This is a genomic window from Micrococcus antarcticus, from assembly GCF_044872765.1.
Taxonomy (GTDB): domain Bacteria; phylum Actinomycetota; class Actinomycetes; order Actinomycetales; family Micrococcaceae; genus Micrococcus.
This window is the reverse complement of the sequence record NZ_CP085253.1, coordinates 600,751-620,476: the sequence shown is the minus strand read 5'-3', so window position 1 is coordinate 620,476 and position 19,726 is coordinate 600,751. Positions and strand designations below refer to the sequence as shown.

Here is a 19,726-nt window from a genome sequence, read left to right as displayed (position 1 = left end):
CGTTCCGCGGCGCGCCCGTCCGGGTCGCGTCGGGGCCATGCCCCGTCAGCGCATCACTTCACGGGGGTGGGGTTCACCTCGTACACGGTGGTGGAGCCGGAGACCTCGTTGGCCACGATCAGCAGCGCCACGCCCGAGGGGGACTCGTGCGCGGGCACGAAGGTCAGGCCCTCGGCACCCATGTCGCCCAGGCCGGCCTCGGCGTCGTCGCCCTCGGCGTCCCAGTTGCGCTCGTTGACGTAGTCCACGTAGGTGGCCTGCGTCGGGTTCGTGATGTCGAAGACCATCACGCCGCCGATGCGCTCCAGGCCCACGAACGCGTAGGTGCGGCCCTGGATCCGGCCCACGACGACGGACTCGGGCTCGACGCCCTTGTCGTCGGAGCGGGAGTCGAACGAGGGGGTCTCGTCGTTGTTCGCGTTGAACGCCCACTCGGGCAGCTCGCCGGCCTCGATGAGCGCGGCGATCTGCTCCTCGATCATGCCGGCGGAGTCGAAGAGCCGCTCGCCGTCCGCGGTGTAGATGGAGAAGGAGCGGCCGCCGAAGGCGTGCAGCTGGGAGTAGCACTCGCGCTCGGCGTCGTAGCCGAGGTCCGTGATGACGTTGAGGCGGCCCAGGGCGCCCTTCTTCTGCAGGGCCTTCGCGTCCGGGTACTCGGCCTTGCACAGCTCGAGGTCCTTCACCCGCTCGGCGTCCACGAAGTCGCCCCACTCGCGGGAGTCGCCCTCGTTGGCGGAGACCACGAGGTCCTGGCCGCGCCAGCGGTAGGAGTCGATGCCGTCGGGCATCGGCACGCCCATCACGGGCCAGTTCTGCAGGGTGATCGCGTCGTCCTCGTTGGAGACGTCGAGGACGCCGTCCTGGGACCAGTCGGTGAGCTGGAGGGCCCAGAAGTCCTCGATGGACGCGGACTTCAGGTCGATCGCGACGATCGCATTGGCCTCCTGGATCGAGACGTAGGCGGTGCGGCCGGTGTCGCCGATGGTGACGTACTCGGGCTCGAGGTTGCGGGCCACGTAGCCGGCCTCCTCCTGGCCCTCCGGAACCTGCACGTCCGGGCCGAACACGCGGACGCCCTCGGGCAGCGCGGTGCCCTCGTCGTAGGCGCGGAAGTCCACGGTGCGCACGTCGTCCTGGGACAGGCGGGAGAACTGCTGGACGTTCTTCGGCACGGAGATCACGGAGATCGTGCCCTCCGGGTCCACGGAGAAGTCGTCGGCGGGCTCGCCCTCGTTGGCGACCACGGCGTACTCGCCGTTCGGGGAGAAGGCGATGGAGTCCGGCAGGGCGCCCGCGCGGACGCCGCCGAGGTACTCCAGGGTCTCGGTGTCGAAGAACACGACCCAGCCGAGGCCGGTCTTGTCCGCGGCCTCCACGGCCATGGCCATCACGCCGCCGGACACGGCCACGGAGTTCACCGTGGCACCCTCGTCCGTGATGGAGCCGTCGGCGGTGGCCAGGCCCTCGGCGGAGAGGACGGTCTCCGCGGTCGGGGCGCCGTCGGCGCCGACGCGCAGCACGTCGATCGCGCCCTTCTCCGCGTTGACCACGAACAGGCGGCCGGTGGTGGGGTCGAAGGCCGGGATCTCGGCGGCGGACTCGCCGAACACACCGGTCTCGTGCGTGCCGGCGGGGGTCAGCTCGACGGATCTGCCGGCCGCGTCGCCGGACGCGACGGCCGCGGAGCGCCCGTGGGCCTTCGCGTGGGCGGGCGGGGCGGCGGCGGTCATCGGGGCGACGACGGCGGCGGACAGGGCGACGGCGGAGGTCGCCGCGGCGAGGCGGTGCAGGGTGCGCATGGGGCTCCTGTGCTGGGGTGCGGGGGTACCCCTGAGATCTATGCCATGCGGGTGAACCGCGGGTGACCCCGCGCTGACGCCCACCTCTCCACGGGGTGACCGGCACGGGGGAGGCCTACGCTGGAGGGGATGGACGACCTCTTCTCCGCCGCGCTCACCCCCGACGACGACCCCGGCCCCGCCGGGACGGTCGCCGGGACGCACCCGTCCGCGCCGCTGGCGGTGCGCATGCGGCCGCGCTCCCTCGACGAGGTCCTGGGCCAGCGTCACCTGCTCCACGCCGGCTCGCCGCTGCGCAAGCTCGCCCAGCCGGACCCCGCCTCGCAGGCCGCGGGCCCGAGCTCGGTGATCCTGTACGGGCCGCCCGGGATCGGGAAGACGACGCTCGCGCACGTGATCGCGCGCGGCGAGGGGCGCACCTTCACGGAGCTCTCCGCCATCACCGCGGGCGTGAAGGACGTGCGCCAGGTGATGGAGCAGGCCCTGCGCGAGCGCGACCTCTACGGCCGCACCACCGTCCTGTTCCTGGACGAGATCCACCGGTTCACGAAGGCGCAGCAGGACGCGCTGCTGCCCGGTGTGGAGAACCGCTGGGTCGTGCTCGTGGCCGCCACCACGGAGAACCCGAGCTTCTCGGTGATCGCGCCGCTGCTCTCGCGGTCGCTCCTGCTGACGCTGCGGCCGCTCACCGCGGAGGACATCGTGGGGCTCGTGGACCGGGCGGTGGCGGACGAGCGCGGGCTCAACGGCGCGGTCGCCCTCACGGACGAGGCCCGGGAGTACATCGTGCGCATGGCCGCCGGCGACGCCCGACGGGCCCTCACGGTGCTGGAGGCGGCCGCCGGCGTCGGACTGGACCGGGCGCGCGACGACCGCCCCGCGGCCGAGGGGGCGGATCCCGCGGAGGCGGACGGCGACCCGTCCACCGGGGGAGAGGGCGCCGAGGCCGGGACGCCCGTGACCGTGACCGCGGAGGACGCCGCGCAGGCGATGGACCACGCGGTCCAGCGCTATGACAAGGACGGCGACCAGCACTACGACGTGATCTCCGCGTTCATCAAGTCGATCCGCGGCTCGGACGTGGACGCGGCGCTGCACTACCTCGCGCGGATGCTCGAGGCGGGGGAGGACCCGCGGTTCATCGCCCGGCGGGTCGTGATCTCTGCCTCCGAGGACGTCGGGATGGCCGACCCCACCGCGCTGCAGACCGCCGTGGCCGCCGCCCAGGCGGTGCAGCTGATCGGCATGCCGGAGGGGCGGATCATCCTCGCGCAGGCCGTGACGCACCTGGCCACGGCGCCGAAGTCGAACGCCTCCTACACGGCGATCAACGAGGCGATCGCGGACGTGCGCGCGGGCCACGGCGGGCTCGTTCCGCCGCCGCTGCGGGACGCCCACTACGCCGGCGCGGCGGACCTCGGCCACGGGAAGGGGTACGTGTACAGCCACGATGAGCCGCACGCCGTCGCCCGCCAGCAGTACCCGCCGGACCCGCTCGTGGGCAAGGACTACTACCGGCCCAAGCCCATCGGCCATGAGAAGCGGCTCGTGGACCAGGTGGCGGCCCTGCGGCGCATCGTCCGCGGGCAGGACTGAGCCCGCGGCTCTGGTAGGGTTGACCGGTCTGGCAGGCGCTGCGCCGCAGACTGATCCCCCCGCGCCGATCGGCGGGCACCCCGTGTGCCTGCGCTCCGGCGCGGACCGCGCAGCGCATCAGTGGATGACGGGCGGCGGCACGCCCCTCAGCTCTCCGGAGGATCACGCGGAGGCCAGGTTCCACGCCCTCACCGTCGCCCGCGCCCGCGCGGGTGCTTGACGGGGCGCGGAGACAAACCCGAACCGTGTCGCATGTCAAGGAAAGAAGGAACCACCATGAGTGGCAACCTGCGCACCCGCCGCACCGTGCGGCACTCCCGCGCTCTGGGCATCGCCCTGACCCCCAAGGCCGAGAAGTACATGGAGCGCCGTCCGTACGGCCCCGGTCAGCACGGCCGCGCCCGCAAGAAGCAGGACTCGGACTACGCGGTGCGCCTGAAGGAGAAGCAGCGTCTGCGCGCGCAGTACAACATCCGCGAGGCCCAGATGCGCCGCTACTTCGAGGAGGCCAAGCGCACCGCCGGCCTGACCGGTGAGAACCTGGTCGAGCTCCTCGAGATGCGCCTCGACGCCCTCGTGCTGCGCTCCGGCTTCGCCCGCACCATCCAGGCCGCCCGCCAGCTCGTCGTGCACCGCCACATCATGGTGGACGGCAAGCGCGTCGACATCCCCTCCTTCCGCGTGAAGCCGGGCCAGATGATCCACGTGCACGAGCGCTCCGAGAAGATGGTCCCCTTCCAGCTGGCCGCCGCCGGCGCCCACCAGCAGGTCCTGCCCACCACCCCGGGCTACCTGACCGTGGAGATCGAGAGGCTCCAGGCCACCCTCTCCCGTCGCCCCAAGCGCTCCGAGGTCCCCGTGACCTGCGAGGAGCAGCTCGTGGTCGAGTACTACGCGCGCTGATCCCTCTCCTCCGGGACCCGTCCCGGACGACGACGCCGCGCGCGTCCCGCAGGCCCGGTCACCTCGTCGAGGTGCCGGGCCTGCGGCGTCCCCGGCTCCGTCCGCGCGTCCCGGTAAGGTGAACCCGGTATCCGCACGCTCCCGAAGGAGGGCCAGCCATGCTCCGCTCACTGCTGCTGTTGACCGCCGGCTCCGCCGCGGGGTGGTACGCCCACCGCGCGTTCGGCCCGCTCGTCGAGCCCGACGCCGCCCGCCCCTCCGCCGCGCACGGCGCCCCCGACCTGGGGCGCCGCTTCGCCCAGCGCGCCGGGATCGACCCGGACACGATCGCCCAGGACCTCGGCCAGGCGGCCGGCGACGCCGCGGCCACGGCCCTCGCCGAGGGCATGAACCGCTTCACCGAGCGCCTCAAGACGGACGCCCCGCCGTGGGTCTCCGCCCTCGCCACGCGCGCCACCGTCATCGCGGGGGAGACGCTGGACACGCCGTCGTCGTCCGCGCCGCCCGCACGTGCGCCCCGCACCACCGCCTCCCCGTCCACCACCACCATCTCGAAGGACCCCACCGCATGAAGTCGCAGGAGATCGCACGCCGCTGGACGGCCTACTTCGAGCAGCAGGGCCACCGCCCGGTGCCCTCGGCCTCGCTGGTGTCCCCGGACCCGTCGCTGCTCTTCACCGTGGCCGGCATGGTGCCCTTCATCCCCTACTTCCTGGGCGAGCAGACTCCGCCGGCGCCGCGCGCCGTGTCCGTGCAGAAGTGCATCCGCACCGCGGACATCGAGGAGGTCGGCAAGACCGTCCGCCACGGCACGTTCTTCCAGATGTGCGGCAACTTCTCCTTCGGCGACTACTTCAAGGAGAAGGCCATCCCCCTGGCCTGGGAGCTCCTGACCTCCTCCGTCGACGACGGCGGCTTCGGCCTGGACCCGGACCGGCTGTGGGTCACGGTGTACGAGGAGGACGACGAGGCCGCCCGCATCTGGCGCGAGGAGGTCGGTGTCCCCGTCGAGCGCATCCAGCGCATGGGCAAGGACGACAACTACTGGAACACGGGCCAGCCCGGCCCCGGCGGCCCGTGCTCCGAGATCTTCTACGACCGCGGCCCCGCGTACGGCGCCGAGGGCGGCCCGGAGGCGGACGACACCCGCTACATCGAGATCTGGAACCTCGTGTTCATGCAGTACCGGCTCTCCGCGGTGCGCTCGAAGGACGACTTCGACGTGGCCGGCGAGCTGCAGAACAAGAACATCGACACCGGCCTCGGCCTCGAGCGCCTCGCGATGATCCTCCAGGGCGTGGAGAACATGTACGAGACGGACCAGGTCCGCCCCGTGCTGGACCGCGCCGCGCAGCTGGCCGGCCGGGACTACACCTCCACCGAGGATCCCGCGGACCCGCACTACGAGGACGACGTGCGCCTGCGCATGGTGGCCGACCACGTGCGCTCCTCCCTCATGCTGATCGGCGACGGCGTTGGCCCGGGCAATGAGGGCCGCGGCTACGTGCTGCGCCGCCTCATCCGCCGCGTGGTCCGCGCCCTGCGCCTGATGGGCGTCACCGAGCCCGTGCTCCCCGAGCTGCTGCCCGTCTCCCGCGATGCCATGAAGGGCGTCTACCCGGTGGTGGCGGACGAGTTCGACCGCATCTCCCGCATCGCCTACGCCGAGGAGAAGGCGTTCCTGCGCACCATCGCCGCGGGCACCGCGCGCCTGGACGCCGCCGTCGGCGCCGCGAAGACGGGCGGGACGGGCATCGGGGGCGCGGACGCCTTCGAGCTGCACGACACCTACGGCTTCCCGATCGAGCTGACCCTCGAGATCGCCGAGGAGGCCGGCGTCGCCGTCGACGAGGCGGGCTTCCGCACCCTGATGACCGAGCAGCGCGACCGCGCCCGCGCGGACGCCAAGGCCAAGAAGTCCGGCCACACGGACACCGCCGTGTACCAGCGCCTGCGCTCCGAGGGCCAGACCCACTTCACCGGCTACACCGAGCACACCACCGAGTCCGTGATCCGCGGGCTGCTCTCCGACGGGGCCGAGGTCCCCTCGGCGGCAGCGGGCACCGAGCTCGAGCTGGTCCTGGACGCCACCCCGTTCTACGCCGAGTCCGGCGGCCAGGCGGCCGACACCGGCCTCATCACCGGCGACGGCTTCCGCCTCGAGGTCCTCGACGTCCAGGCGCCCGTCAACGGCCTCTCGGTGCACAGGGTCAGGGTGCTCGAGGGCGAGGTGCCCGTGGGCGCCGAGGCGCTCGGCCAGATCGACCTGCAGCGCCGCCTCGACGGCGAGAAGGCGCACTCGGGCACGCACCTCGTGCACGCCGCCCTGCACCAGGTCCTGGGCCCCGACGCCACGCAGTCCGGCTCCTTCAACAAGGAGGGCTACCTGCGCTTCGACTTCCGCTGGGGGGAGTCCGTCTCGGCGGGCGCACGCTCGGAGATCGAGGACGTCGTCAACATCGCCATCCGGGACGACCACCAGGTCCTCACCCAGGAGATGGGCATCGAGGAGGCCCGCGCGCTCGGCGCCATGAGCCTCTTCGGCGAGAAGTACGGGGACCGCGTGCGCGTCGTCGAGATCGACGGCGCCTGGTCCCGCGAGCTGTGCGGCGGCACCCACGTGGGCCGCACCGCGCAGATCGGCTCCCTGACCCTGCTCGGCGAGCAGTCGGTCGGCTCGGGCAACCGCCGCGTCGAGGCGCTCGTGGGCCTGGACTCCTTCCGCCACCTGGCCACCGAGCGCACCCTCGTCTCGGACCTCTCGGAGATGTTCAAGGCCCCGGCCGACCAGCTCAAGGACCGCATCTCCGCCACGATGGACCGCCTCAAGGCGGCCGAGAAGCAGATCGCCGACCTCCAGGCGAAGCAGCTGCAGGCGCAGGCGGGCCAGCTCGCCGCGGGCGCGCAGGACGTCACGACGACGGCCGGCACGGCGGTGCGGGTCCTCACCCACCACGCCGGCGAGGTGGCGGGCGACCAGCTGCGCACCCTCGTGCTCGACCTGCGCTCGCGCATCGAGTCCGCCGGCGGCAACGCGGCCGGCACCCCCGTGCTCGTGGCGCTCACCGGTGAGGCGAAGGGACGCCCGCTCGTCGTCGTCGCCACCAACGAGGCCGCCCGCGCGGCGGGCCTCAAGGCCGGCGCCATGGTCAAGACCGCCACGCGCGTGCTCGGCGGCGGGGGCGGCGGCAAGGACGACGTGGCCCAGGGCGGCGGTCAGGACGCCTCCGCCGTGGCCGCGGCCCTCGACGCCGTGCGGGCGGCGGTGGCCGCGGCGTGAGCTCGTGGGAGGTGCGCCGCGGGCGCGCGATCGGGGTGGACGTCGGCCGCGCGCGCGTCGGCGTCGCCTCGTCCGACCCGGACGGCCTCCTCGCCACCCCCGTGGCCACGCTGCGGCGGGACGCGAGGCACGGCCGTGACCTCGGCGAGCTCGTGCGCCACGTGGACGAGCACGAGGCCGTGGTGGTGTATGTGGGGCTGCCGGTCAACCTGCGCGGGGAGCACACGCCGTCCACGCAGGACGCCCTCGACTACGCGGCGCGCCTCGAGCGCGCCCTCGGCGCCGCGGGCCGTCCGGTCCCCGTCCACCTCGTGGACGAGCGCCTCTCCACGGTCACAGCCCAGGCGGGCCTGCGCAGCGCCGGCCGCACCGTGAAGGACAGCCGGTCGGTGATCGACCAGGCGGCGGCCGTCGCCATCCTGCAGGCGGCCATCGACGAGCAGCGCCGCACGGGCGCCTGGGCCGGGCAGCCGGCCACGACGGAGGAGACGCCGTGAACGAGACACGCCGGGGCTACGACCACGACCCGGAGGACGACGACCTCGACGTGTTCGGCTTCGTGGAGCACGAGGACCTCACCGCGGACCTCTCGGACGCCGAGGAGCCCGGCGAGCCGGAGCCCGCGCCCGCCCCGCCGCCGGTCCGCGGGGGCGCCCTCGCGGGCACGCTGGGACGGCTGCGCGCCGGACGCTCCCCGCGCCGGGCTGGAGCCGTGGATCGCGGGCGGGGGTCGCGCGCCGCGGGCCCCTCCGTCGTCGGCGGCACCGCACGGCGCCCCGTCATGACCGGCTCGGCCCGCGCGGCCGGCACGGGACGGGGGGACCGGCGGCGCCGCGGCCGGGTGGTCCTGCTCGCCGTGGCGGCGGCCCTCGTGGTCGTGGCCGCACTGGCGCTGCGCTCCATGCTCGCCGGGGCGGACCACGCCGAGGCCTCGGGCGAGGAGGTCACGTTCACCGTCCGCCCGGGGGAGTCCCTGCAGTCCGTGGCGGAGCGCCTGGACGAGAAGGGCATCGTCGGCTCGGCCTCGGCGCTGCGGCGCGAGGCCGAGGAGTCGGGCGAACGGCCCATCGGTGCCGGCGACTTCGTGCTGCGCGAGCGCATGCCCGCCGCCGACGCCCTCGCCGTGCTGCAGGGCCGGGACCAGGGCGCCGTGCACTACGTGCTCGTCAACCGCGGCCAGTGGCTCACAGAGACGCTGGACGCCCTCGTGGAGTCCACGGGCCACTCCCGCGAGGAGTTCGACGCCGCGGCCAGCGATCCGCAGCGGTACGGCGTCCCCGAGGGGGCCGACTCGCTCGAGGGGTGGCTCGACCCGGGGGAGTACCGGATCTCCGTGGACTCGACGCCGGAGCAGATCCTGGACAGGCTCGTGCGCCCGCGCCTCGAGTTCCTCGACGAGCAGGGGGTGAGCGACGCCGACGAGCGGATGCGCGTGGTCACCCTGGCCTCCCTCCTCGAGGCCGAGGCCCTGCCACGGGACTACGCGCGGGTCGCGGGCATCATCGAGAACCGGCTCGCGCCGGACAACACGGAGACCCACGGCCTGCTGCAGATCGACTCGGCCGTCAACTACGGGCTTGGGGCGCGCAGCCTCCAGTTCACCAAGGCCCAGCGCGCCGACGAGTCCAACCCCTACAACACCTACCAGCACCGGGGCCTGCCGCCGGGGCCGATCGGCATGCCCTCCGACGCCGCGGTGGAGGCCGCCGTGCACCCCGAGCCGTCCGAGGACTACTACTGGGTGACCACCGACATCGCCACGGGGCACACCGAGTTCTCGAAGACGTACGAGGAGCACCGCGCCCACCAGCGCGAGTTCCAGAAGTACTGCGCCTCCAACCCGGACGTGTGCGGGTGAGCGCCGCCCCGGCGCCCCCGGGGGTCCGCCTGCGCGCCGGCGTGTTGGGCCGCCCGATCGCGCACTCGCTCTCCCCGACGCTGCACGGGGCCGCCTACGCGGCCCTCGGCCTGCCCGTGGTCTACGACCGCCACGACCTCGGCCCGGACGGGCTGCCCGCCTTCGTGCGGGACCGCCTCGGGAGGGCCTCCGGGGCGACGGGATCCGGCGTCGCCGACCCCGGGGAGGACTGGCTGGGCGTCTCCGTCACCATGCCGCTCAAGACGGCGGTGGTCTCCGAGGCCGACGTCCTGACGGACCGGGTGCGCCTGCTGGGCGTGGCGAACACGCTCGTGCGCGACCACCCGGACCATCCGGGCGCCCTGCTGGCCCACAACACGGACGTCGACGGCGTGGTCGGTGCCCTGCGCACCGCTGGGCTGGACCCCGCCGCCCGCGGCGGTGCCATGGGTGTGCTCGGCAACGGCGGCACCGCGGCCGCCGCCGTGCTGGCCGCGTGGCAGCTCGGCGCCGACGCCGTCGCGTTCGGCGTGCGGGAGCCGTCCCGCGCCGCGGACGTCGCAGACCTCGCGGCCGGGCTCGGACTCAGGGTGGAGGTCATGGCACAGGCCGAGCTCCTGGCCCTGGCCCCGGACCTGCGCGCGCTCGTCGCCACCCTGCCGCCCCGCGCCGCCGACCCCCTCGCCCCGTGCCTCCCCGAGGGCGGGGCGCTGCCGCCCCTGCTGGACGCCGCGTACGACCCGTGGCCCTCCGCCCTCGCCCACGCGTGGTCCGGCCACGGAGGGGCGGTCGTGTCCGGCGTCGCGATGCTGCTGCACCAGGGCGTGGAGCAGGTGCGCCTCTTCACCGGTCGGCCCCGCCGGGAGGCCGGTGCGCCGGAGCCGGACTGGGCCGCGGTGACGGCCGCGGCCGCCCGGGCACTCGGCGTGGCCGGGGCCTGACCCGCCGCCGGCACGGCCCGCGGGCGACGCCGCCGGTCACATCCGGCGGCGGCGCCCCGCCTGCGTGAGAGGATCGTCGGCATGGTGCGCTGGTTGACAGCGGGAGAGTCTCACGGCCCCGCCCTGACAGGAATCCTCGAAGGTCTCCCCGCCGGGATCCCGGTGACGACGGAGGCGATCGCGGACGCGCTCGCGCGCCGTCGCCTCGGCTACGGCCGCGGCGCGCGGATGTCGTTCGAGCAGGACGCCGTCACCGTGCTCGGCGGCGTGCGGCACGGCCTGACGCTGGGCTCGCCCGTGGCGATCCAGGTGGCCAACACCGAGTGGCCCAAGTGGGAGAAGGTGATGGCGGCCGATCCCGTGCCGGCCGAGGAGCTCGCGGGGCTCGCGCGCAACGCGAAGCTGACCCGCCCGCGTCCCGGCCACGCCGACCTCACCGGTATGCAGAAGTACGGCTTCGACGACGCCCGCCCCCTGCTGGAGCGCGCCTCGGCCCGCGAGACCGCCGCGCGCGTGGCCCTCGGCACCGTGGCCCGCTCGTTCCTCGCCGAGCTCGGCGTGCGGATCGTCTCGCACACCGTCGCGTTCGGAGCGGCCACCCTGCCCGCGGACCACGCCTTCCCCGTGCCCGAGGACGAGGCCCGGCTCGACGCCGACCCCGTCCGCTGCCTCGACCCGGAGACCTCGGCCGCGATGGTGGCCGAGGTGGACGCGGCGCACAAGGAGGGGGAGACCCTCGGCGGCGTCGTGGAGGTCCTGGCCTATGGCGTGCCGATCGGCCTCGGCTCGCACGTGCACGGGGACCGCCGGCTCGACGCGCGTCTGGCCGGCGCCCTCATGGGCATCCAGGCCATCAAGGGCGTCCAGGTGGGCGACGGCTTCGCCACCGCCTCCCGCCGCGGCTCGGCGGCCCATGACGGGATCGCCCGCGGCGACGGCGGCCGACCGCGTCGCACGAGCGACCGCGCCGGCGGCATCGAGGCCGGCATGTCCACGGGCGAGGTGCTGCGCGTGAGCGCGGCGATGAAGCCCATCGCCACCGTCCCGCGCGCGCTGCCGACCGTGGACGTGGCCACCGGCGACGCGACCACGGCGCATCACCAGCGCTCGGACGTCGCGGCGGTGCCCGCCGCGGGCATCGTCGCCGAGGCCATGGTCGCGCTCGTGCTGGCCGATGCCGTGATGGAGAAGTTCGGCGGCGACTCGCTCGGGGAGACCCGGCGCAACCTGGAGGCCTTCACGGCCGCGATCCCCGCGCTGCCCGAGCCTGCGGGGGACGCCCCCGCCGACGGCCCCATGGGCGACCCCCTGCCGTGAGGCCCGCGCCGTGACGGCCGCCTGCCCGGCGACCCACCCCGTCCCGGGGCCCTGCACGGCTCGGCCGTGGGACGCGATGGCCGGCGCCCTCGAGGCGCGGCTTGCCGCGTCGGCCAGGGCGGGGGAGGACGCCGGCACGCGGCGCGGCCTCGTGCTCGTGGGGCCCATGGGCGCGGGGAAGACCACCGTCGGGCGCGCCCTGGCCGAGGCCACGGGGCTGGCGTTCGTGGACTCCGACGACCTCCTCGTGCAGGTCCACGGACCCATCCCCGCCTTCTTCGCCGAGCACGGCGAGCGGGCGTTCCGGGCCGAGGAGGCACGGGTGATCGAGCACGTCCTGAGCCGCGCCGTGCCGTGCGTCCTGGCCAGCGGCGGCGGCGCCGTGCTCTCGCCCGGGACGCGGTCGCTGCTCTCCCGCCCCGAGGTCGCGGTCGTGTACCTGCGCGTGACGGAGGCCGAGGCGCTGCGCCGGCTCGACAGCGGTGCCGGGCGCCCCGTGCTCGCGGGGGACCCGGCCGGCACGTGGAGCCGGATCCTCGCGGAGCGCGATCCCCTCTACCACGAGGTCGCCGACCTCGTGGTGGACACCACGTCAGATCCGGCCCGCGAGCTCGCCTGGCGTATCGTGGAGGGGATCTGCCCCCGCTGAAGGAATGAGACCCACCCATGACCGAGCGACATCCGGACCCGTCCGAGCTCGATCCCGCCGGTGAGCCGGGGGCCGACGCCCCCGGCGCCGACCGCCCCGAGGACGCCACCGTCATCCCGGTGGGCGGCGGCCACGAGAACGCCGCCCAGGGCGGCTACGACGTCGTCGTGGGCCGTGGCCTGCTCGCTCGCCTGCCCGACATCCTGGGCCCCGGCGTGCAGCGGGTGCTGGTGGTCCACCCCCGCGCCCTGCGGGCGACGGGCGACGTCGTGAAGACGGACCTCGAGGCCAGCGGCCTCACGGCCCTGACCGCGGAGATCCCGGATGCCGAGGAGGGCAAGCACCTCCAGGTGGCGGGCTTCTGCTGGCAGGTCCTGGGCCAGAACGACTTCACCCGCTCGGACGCGATCGTCTCCGTGGGCGGCGGCGCCGTCTCCGACCTGGCGGGCTTCGTGGCCGCGACGTGGCTGCGCGGCGTGCGCGTGGTGCACATGCCCACCACCCTGCTGGGCATGGTGGACGCCGCCGTGGGCGGCAAGACCGGCATCAACACCGCCGAGGGCAAGAACCTCGTGGGCGCGTTCCACTCGCCCGCCGGCGTGCTGGCGGACCTCGACACCCTCCTGACGCTGCCGGCCAACGAGCTCATCTCGGGCCTGGCCGAGGTGGTCAAGTGCGGGTTCATCGCGGACCCGGCGATCCTCGAGCTGATCGAGGAGGACCCGGCCCAGGCGCAGAACCCCCACTCGCCGCGCCTGCGGGAGCTGATCGAGCGCGCCATCCGGGTCAAGGCCGAGGTGGTCTCCCGGGACCTGCGCGAGTCCGGTCCGCGGGAGGCCCTCAACTACGGGCACACCATGGGCCACGCGATCGAGCACGCCGAGCGCTACCAGTGGCGCCACGGCGCAGCCGTGTCCGTCGGCCTCGTGTTCGCGGCCGAGCTGGCCCGCTCCCTGGGCCGGCTGGACGACGCCACCGCGGACCGCCACTGGGCCGTGCTGCAGTCCCTGGGCCTGCCGGTGTCCTACCGCGGCGACCGCTGGCAGACCCTCCTCGAGGGCATCCGCCGGGACAAGAAGAACCGCGGGGACCAGCTGCGCTTCGTTCTGCTCGACGGGCTGGCCAGCCCCGTGACGGTGGACGTCCCGGACGCCTCGCTGCTCTTCGCGGCGTACCAGGAGATCGCGGAGTGAGGCGGCCCGGTCCCTCCTGCAGGACGGGCCGGGGGCGTGCACTGCGTAGACTGGCACGCGCAATCAACGACTGAGAAGACCGGCGGGCCGCTGCGCGCCCGCCCCAGGCACCGGGAGACCTTCGTGGCAACGACCAATGACATCAAGAACGGCTCCGTCCTGAAGCTGGAGGGCCAGCTCTGGAACGTCATCGAGTTCCAGCACGTGAAGCCCGGCAAGGGCGGGGCGTTCGTGCGCACCAAGATGCGCAACATCACCAGCGGCAAGGTCGTGGACAAGACCTTCAACGCGGGCACCAAGGTGGAGTTCGCCATCGTGGACCGCTCGGACTACCAGTACCTGTACCAGGACGGCGCGGACTACGTGTTCATGGACACGAAGACCTACGACCAGATCACCGTCCCGGCCGCCGTGGTGGGCGACGCCGCGAAGTACATGCTCGAGAACACCCAGGTGGTCATCGCCCTCAACGAGGGCACCCCGCTGTACCTCGAGATGCCGGCGTCCGTGGTCCTGGAGATCACCTACACCGAGCCGGGCCTGCAGGGCGACCGCTCCTCCGCGGGCACCAAGCCCGCCACCGTGGAGACCGGTGCCGAGATCCAGGTCCCGCTGTTCGTGGAGCAGGGCACCCGCGTCAAGGTGGACACCCGCAACGGCGACTACCTGGGCCGCGTCAATGACTGATGCCGCCTCCGCCCCCGGCGCCAAGCGGGGGACCACGGCGCGCAGCCGCTCCCGGCAGCGGGCGGTGGAGATCCTCTTCGAGGCCGAGCAGCGCGGGACCACCGTGCTCCAGGGCATCGAGACCCGGCGCTCCCAGACCGACCTGCAGGTGAACGCCTACACGCAGCTGCTCGTCGAGGGCGTCATCGCCGACCAGGAGCGCCTGGACGAGGCCCTGACCTCGTACTCCCGCGGCTGGAGCCTGGACCGCATGCCCGCCGTGGACCGCGCGATCCTGCGCGTGGGCGCGTGGGAGCTGCTGTTCCAGGACGACGTGCCGGACGCCGTCGCCGTGTCCGAGGCGGTGGCCCTGGCCGCGCAGCTCTCCACGGACGACTCCCCGGAGTTCGTCAACGGCCTCCTCGGCCGTCTCCAGCAGGTGAAGCCGACGCTGCTCGCCTGAGCGGGACGCGGATCACACCCGACGCGAGGCCCGCGCGGGCCGTCATCCGGCGTCCCGCGCGGGCCCCACTGGTAGAGTCGGACTCGCCCGCGGACGGTGCCCCCGACCGTCGGACACACCCCTTTCGCATCCTTTAACGACCGTCCTGTGAGGCGGGGAAGGAGGCGCCGGATGGGACGAGCTCCCACCGCACCTCGTGCTGCCCGGACCGTGCTGACCGCGGCCGAGATCGACCGGGCCCTGACCCGGATCGCCCATGAGATCCTCGAGTCCAACAAGGGCGCGGACTCCCTCGTGCTGATGGGGATCCCGCGCCGCGGCGTCCCGCTGGCGCACCGCCTGGGCGCGGTGCTGCACCGCATCGACCCGGGCTTCGACCCCGAGGCCTGCGTCGGCGATGTGGACGTCACCCTGTACCGGGACGACCTGCGCCGCAGCGCCGCCCGCACCCCGGCCCCCACGCGCCTGCCCGCCCACCCCCTCGACGACGCCGTCGTCGTGCTCGTGGACGACGTCCTCTTCTCCGGGCGCACCGTCCGCGCCGCGCTCGACGCGATCGCCGACCTGGGCCGCCCCGCCGCCGTCCGGCTCGCCGTCCTCGTGGACCGCGGGCACCGCGAGCTGCCGATCCGGGCGGACTTCGTGGGAAAGAACCTTCCGACCTCCACCGCCGAGCGCGTGCAGGTCCGCCTCACGGAGGTGGACGGCCCCGCGGGCACCGGGGAGGTCGTCGAAGACACCGTGAGCATCGCCGACGCCCCGTCCGCGCCCGCCGGCACGGAGGCCTGAGCCGTGCGCCACCTGCTCTCCACCGCCGACCTCAGCCGCGCAGACGCCCTCGCCGTGCTGGACACCGCCGAGGAGATGGCGGCCGTCAACGAGCGCGAGGTCAAGAAGCTGCCCGCCCTGCGCGGCCGCACCGTGGTGAACCTCTTCTTCGAGGACTCCACCCGGACGCGCATCTCCTTCGAGGCGGCCGCCAAGCGCCTCTCGGCGGACGTGATCAACTTCTCCGCGAAGGGCTCCTCCGTCTCCAAGGGCGAGTCCCTCAAGGACACCGTCCAGACGCTCGAGGCGATCGGCGCGGACGCGATCGTCATGCGCCACTGGTCCTCCGGCGCGGCCCGTCAGCTGGCCGACTCCGGCTGGGTCGGCTCGGCCGTGGTGAACGCCGGCGACGGCACCCACGAGCACCCCACGCAGGCGCTGCTGGACGCCTTCACGCTGCGCCGCCACCTGGCCGCCGAGACCGGCGCGTCGCCCACGGGCACCGACCTGGCCGGCATGCACGTGGTGATCGTGGGGGACATCCTGCACTCCCGCGTGGCCCGCTCCAACGTCTGGCTCCTGACCACGCTGGGGGCGGAGGTCACCCTCGCCGCGCCGCCCACCCTCCTGCCCGTCGGCGTGGACGCGTGGCCGTGCCGCGTCACCTACTCGCTGGACGAGGCCCTCGCCGCCGCCCCCGACGCCGTCATGATGCTGCGCGTGCAGGCCGAGCGCATGGGCGGCGCGTTCTTCCCGTCCGCGGGGGAGTACACCCGTTCGTGGGGCCTGACCGCGGACCGGTTCGCGCGGCTCTCCGCCCAGCGCGGCGGCCGCCTCGCGCAGCCGCTCGTGATGCACCCGGGGCCGATGAACCGGGGCCTCGAGATCTGCCCCGCGGCGGCCGACTCGCCCCGCAACACGGCCCTCGAGCAGGTGGCCAACGGCGTGTCCGTGCGCATGGCCGTCCTGCACCTGGTCCTCAACCACGACGATCCCGGCCGGCCCTCCGCCGCGCCCGCCCAGCCCCTCCAGGAGGTCCGCCCGTGAGCGCTCCCGTCACCCGCCCCGCCCCCGTGCTGCTGCGCGGCGCCGCCCTCGCCTCCGGGGAGAGCGCCGACGTCCTCGTGGCGGACGGCCTGGTCGCCGCCGTCGGCCCGGACGCGTCCGCCCACCCGGCCGCCGGCGCCGCCGAGGTGCTCGACTGCACCGGCCTGATCGTCCTGCCCGGGCTCGTGGACCTCCACACCCACCTGCGTCAGCCCGGCAAGGAGGACGCGGAGACCGTGGAGACCGGCACCCGCGCCGCCGCGATGGGCGGCTTCACCTCCGTGCACGCCATGGCCAACTCGACCCCCACCGCGGACACCGCGGGCGTCGTCGAGCAGGTCTGGCGCCTGGGCCGCGACGCCGGCTGGTGCGACGTGCACCCCGTGGGCGCCGTGACCGTGGGCCTGGCCGGCGAGGCCCTCGCCGACCTCGGCGCGATGGCCGACTCCCAGGCCCGCGTGCGGATGTTCTCCGACGACGGCATGTGCGTGCACGACGCCGTGCTCATGCGCCGCGCGCTCGAGTACGTGAAGTCCTTCGGCGGGTTCGTGGCCCAGCACGCCCAGGAGCCCAAGCTCACCGCCGGCGCCCAGATGAACGAGTCCGAGCTCTCCGGGATCCTCGGCCTGCCCGGCTGGCCCGCCGTGGCCGAGGAGGCGATCATCGCCCGCGACGTGCTGCTCGCCCAGCACGTGGACTCCCGCCTGCACGTCTGCCACGTCTCCACCGAGGGCTCCGTGCGCCTCATCCGCTGGGCCAAGGAGCAGGGCGTGCGTGTCACCGCGGAGGTCACCCCGCACCACCTCCTCCTCACCGAGGAGCTCGTGCGCTCGTACGACCCGGTGTACAAGGTGAACCCGCCGCTGCGCCGCGAGGCCGATGTCATGGCGCTGCGCGAGGCCCTGGCCGACGGCACGATCGACACCGTCGGCACCGACCACGCCCCGCACACGCCCGAGACGAAGCAGTGCGAGTGGACGGTCGCCGCGATGGGCATGACGGGCCTGGAGACCGCCCTGCCCGTGGTGCAGCAGGCCATGGTGGAGACGGGGCTGCTCGACTGGGCCGGCGTGGCCCGCGTGCTCTCCGTGAACCCGGCCCGCATCGCGGGCCTCACCGACCAGGGCCAGGCGGGGGACGACGGCGCCCCGCGCGTCGGCGCGGTCGCGAACCTGGTGGTGTGGGACCCCTCGGTGCGCCGCACCGTGGACCCCGAGGCCCACCTGACGCGCTCGCGCAACAGCCCGTACCGCGGCATGGAGCTGCCGGGCGCCACCGTGCACACCCTCTACCGCGGGCACCGCGTGGTCGCCGACGGCGCCCCCGCCACGCCCTACCGCCATCCCGCGGCCGCCGAGACCGGCGAGGCGAGCCGGTGACCGGGCCGCGCTTCGACGCCCTCGCGCGCCTGGAGGGTGTGCTCGCCGCGCGTCCCGTGCCCCCGGCGGCCCCGGGGAAGGACTACAGCGGCGTGTGGCTGCCCATCGTCGTGGCGACGCTCCTGACGATCGCCGTGATCCTCGCGCTGCTGGCATGGGGGTGGCGCTCCCGGCGCCGCGCCCAGTCCGGCATCCCCGCTCCGGCCGCCGCCCCCGCCGCGCTGTACGAGCAGGAGCCGGCCCTCGCCGTCGAGGGGATGTACGTGGGCACGGTGCGGGAGGAGAGCCGCCTGGACCGCGTGGCCGTGCACGGCCTCGGCCTGCGCTCGAGGGCCCGCCTCGAGGTGCACGCCGCCGGCGCCCACCCCGGCCTGCTGGTCCTGCGCCCCGGGATGGACGCCCTGTTCGTGCCGGCCTCCGATCTCACCTCCGTCGGGCACTCCGCCGGGATCGCCGGCAAGTTCACCGAGCCGGGCGGGCTCGCCGCGTGGGGCTGGCGCCTCGGCGACGCCGCCCTCACCTCGGCCTTCCGCCCGCAGCGCCCCGAGGACCGCCACCGCGTCGTCGACGCGCTCCAGACCATCATCGACCGCGCCCGGACCGCCACCGCGGACCCCGCAGGACAGGAGAACCCCCGATGAGCACCCCGACCCCCGGCACCGCCGCCGGCACCGACGACCGCGCCCTCCTCGTCCTCGAGGACGGCTCCGTGCACCGGGGCCGGGCCTACGGCGCGCGCGGCACCACCCTCGGCGAGGCCGTCTTCACCACCGGCATGACCGGCTACCAGGAGACCCTGACCGACCCCTCCTACGCCCGCCAGATCGTGGTCCAGACCGCTCCGCACATCGGCAACACCGGCGTCAACGACGAGGACCGCGAGTCCCGCGCCATGTGGGTGGCCGGCTACGTGGTGCGCGACGCCGCCCGCCGCCCCTCCAACTGGCGTGCCGAGCGCTCCCTCGACGAGGAGCTCACGGCGCAGGGGATCGTCGGCATCCAGGGCGTGGACACCCGGGCGATCACGCGCCTGCTGCGCAGTTCGGGCGCCATGCGCGCCGGCATCTTCTCCGGTGCGGACGCGCAGCGCCCCGAGGCGGAGCTGCTCGCCGAGGTCCGCGCTGCCCCGGCCATGGAGGGCGCGTGCCTCGCCGAGACGGTCACGGCGGAGTCCGGCTACGTCGTCGAGCCCGCCGACCACGGCTGGGAGGGGGAGCCGATCGCCACGGTCGCCGCCCTCGACCTCGGCATCAAGGCCGCCACCCCTCGCCACCTGGCCGCTCGCGGCATCCGCGTGCACGTGCTGCCCGCCACCGCCGGCTTCGCCGAGATCCAGGCGGTCGAGCCGGACGGCGTGTTCCTCTCCAACGGTCCCGGCGACCCCGCCACCGCCGACGCGCAGGTGGAGACCCTGCGCCGGGTGCTGGACGCGGAGCTGCCCTACTTCGGCATCTGCTTCGGCAACCAGATCTTCGGCCGCGCCCTGGGCTTCGGCACCTACAAGCTGCCGTTCGGCCACCGCGGCCCCAACCAGCCCGTCATGGACAAGGCCACCGGCCGCGTGGAGATCACCTCGCAGAACCACGGCTTCGCCGTCGACGCGCCCATCGGCGAGGTCGTTCAGGCCCCCGAGGCCCGCTACGGCCGCGTCGAGGTCTCCCACTGGTCCCTCAACGACGACGTCGTGGAGGGGCTGCGCCTGGTCGACCGGCCCGCGTTCTCCGTGCAGTTCCACCCCGAGGCCGCCGCGGGTCCGCACGACTCGCTGGGCCTGTTCGACCGCTTCGCCGCCATGCTCGCCGAGCGCCGCTCCGCCGGCGCGCCGGCCGCGGCCACCCCGTCCGCCACCCCCGAAGGAGCCTGATCC

General features: G+C 74.4%; 18 protein-coding genes. 17 read left to right on the top strand and 1 reads right to left on the bottom strand.

The window, feature by feature from the left end; translation table 11 throughout:
• Positions 1 to 53: 53 nt before the first annotated feature.
• Positions 54 to 1,799, bottom strand: coding sequence for a choice-of-anchor I family protein (locus LG274_RS02960; protein ID WP_298985532.1), 1,746 nt, complete (start codon positions 1,797 to 1,799; stop codon positions 54 to 56).
• A 129-nt stretch (positions 1,800 to 1,928) separates the two neighbouring features.
• Between LG274_RS02960 and LG274_RS02955 the strand changes: the two genes are divergently transcribed.
• The 17 genes from LG274_RS02955 (at position 1,929) to carA (ending at position 19,723) form a co-directional block, all read left to right on the top strand.
• Entirely contained in the window at positions 1,929 to 3,395 is a 1,467-nt protein-coding gene (locus LG274_RS02955) for a replication-associated recombination protein A (RefSeq protein ID WP_298985533.1), read from the top strand.
• Positions 3,396 to 3,671: 276 nt separating this feature from the next.
• Positions 3,672 to 4,298 carry a 30S ribosomal protein S4 gene (gene rpsD / locus LG274_RS02950; RefSeq protein WP_298985534.1) on the top strand — a complete coding sequence of 209 codons (627 nt, stop codon included), beginning with the start codon at positions 3,672 to 3,674 and terminating at the stop codon, positions 4,296 to 4,298.
• 158 nt (positions 4,299 to 4,456) lie between these two features.
• A complete protein-coding gene (locus LG274_RS02945; RefSeq protein WP_298985535.1) occupies positions 4,457 to 4,870 on the top strand; it encodes a hypothetical protein in 414 nt (137 codons plus the stop codon).
• Positions 4,867 to 7,578 carry an alanine--tRNA ligase gene (gene alaS / locus LG274_RS02940; protein ID WP_404465314.1) on the top strand — a complete coding sequence of 904 codons (2,712 nt, stop codon included), beginning with the start codon at positions 4,867 to 4,869 and terminating at the stop codon, positions 7,576 to 7,578. The genes LG274_RS02945 and alaS overlap by 4 nt, the downstream gene beginning before the upstream one ends.
• Entirely contained in the window at positions 7,575 to 8,075 is a 501-nt protein-coding gene (gene ruvX / locus LG274_RS02935) for a Holliday junction resolvase RuvX (RefSeq protein ID WP_248115610.1), read from the top strand. The genes alaS and ruvX overlap by 4 nt, the downstream gene beginning before the upstream one ends.
• The gene (gene mltG, locus LG274_RS02930; RefSeq protein ID WP_298711112.1) at positions 8,072 to 9,436 is read left to right on the top strand and encodes an endolytic transglycosylase MltG; all 1,365 of its coding nucleotides are present in this window, start codon (positions 8,072 to 8,074) and stop codon (positions 9,434 to 9,436) included. Before ruvX ends, mltG begins: the two co-directional genes overlap by 4 nt.
• Positions 9,433 to 10,377 carry a shikimate dehydrogenase family protein gene (locus LG274_RS02925; RefSeq protein WP_404465311.1) on the top strand — a complete coding sequence of 315 codons (945 nt, stop codon included), beginning with the start codon at positions 9,433 to 9,435 and terminating at the stop codon, positions 10,375 to 10,377. The genes mltG and LG274_RS02925 overlap by 4 nt, the downstream gene beginning before the upstream one ends.
• 81 nt (positions 10,378 to 10,458) lie before the next feature.
• Positions 10,459 to 11,694: a chorismate synthase gene (gene aroC / locus LG274_RS02920; protein ID WP_298711104.1), complete on the top strand. Its 1,236-nt coding sequence runs from the start codon at positions 10,459 to 10,461 to the stop codon at positions 11,692 to 11,694.
• 76 nt (positions 11,695 to 11,770) lie between these two features.
• Positions 11,771 to 12,343, top strand: a complete 573-nt coding sequence (locus LG274_RS02915) for a shikimate kinase (RefSeq protein ID WP_248115606.1) — start codon at positions 11,771 to 11,773, stop codon at positions 12,341 to 12,343.
• 17 nt (positions 12,344 to 12,360) lie between these two features.
• Entirely contained in the window at positions 12,361 to 13,536 is a 1,176-nt protein-coding gene (gene aroB / locus LG274_RS02910) for a 3-dehydroquinate synthase (protein ID WP_248115605.1), read from the top strand.
• A 123-nt stretch (positions 13,537 to 13,659) separates the two neighbouring features.
• Positions 13,660 to 14,223 (top strand): elongation factor P, encoded by a 564-nt coding sequence (gene efp / locus LG274_RS02905; protein WP_248115604.1) that lies wholly within the window; start codon positions 13,660 to 13,662, stop codon positions 14,221 to 14,223.
• Positions 14,216 to 14,665: a transcription antitermination factor NusB gene (gene nusB, locus LG274_RS02900; protein ID WP_248115603.1), complete on the top strand. Its 450-nt coding sequence runs from the start codon at positions 14,216 to 14,218 to the stop codon at positions 14,663 to 14,665. Before efp ends, nusB begins: the two co-directional genes overlap by 8 nt.
• A gap of 171 nt (positions 14,666 to 14,836) precedes the next feature.
• Entirely contained in the window at positions 14,837 to 15,454 is a 618-nt protein-coding gene (pyrR, locus tag LG274_RS02895) for a bifunctional pyr operon transcriptional regulator/uracil phosphoribosyltransferase PyrR (protein WP_298711097.1), read from the top strand.
• A gap of 3 nt (positions 15,455 to 15,457) precedes the next feature.
• Positions 15,458 to 16,480 (top strand): aspartate carbamoyltransferase catalytic subunit, encoded by a 1,023-nt coding sequence (locus LG274_RS02890; RefSeq protein WP_404465307.1) that lies wholly within the window; start codon positions 15,458 to 15,460, stop codon positions 16,478 to 16,480.
• Positions 16,477 to 17,859, top strand: a complete 1,383-nt coding sequence (locus LG274_RS02885; protein WP_404465305.1) for a dihydroorotase — start codon at positions 16,477 to 16,479, stop codon at positions 17,857 to 17,859. The genes LG274_RS02890 and LG274_RS02885 overlap by 4 nt, the downstream gene beginning before the upstream one ends.
• Positions 17,856 to 18,500: a hypothetical protein gene (locus LG274_RS02880; RefSeq protein WP_404465303.1), complete on the top strand. Its 645-nt coding sequence runs from the start codon at positions 17,856 to 17,858 to the stop codon at positions 18,498 to 18,500. Before LG274_RS02885 ends, LG274_RS02880 begins: the two co-directional genes overlap by 4 nt.
• The gene (gene carA / locus LG274_RS02875) at positions 18,497 to 19,723 is read left to right on the top strand and encodes a glutamine-hydrolyzing carbamoyl-phosphate synthase small subunit (RefSeq protein ID WP_404465301.1); all 1,227 of its coding nucleotides are present in this window, start codon (positions 18,497 to 18,499) and stop codon (positions 19,721 to 19,723) included. Before LG274_RS02880 ends, carA begins: the two co-directional genes overlap by 4 nt.
• Positions 19,724 to 19,726 lie beyond the last annotated feature (3 nt).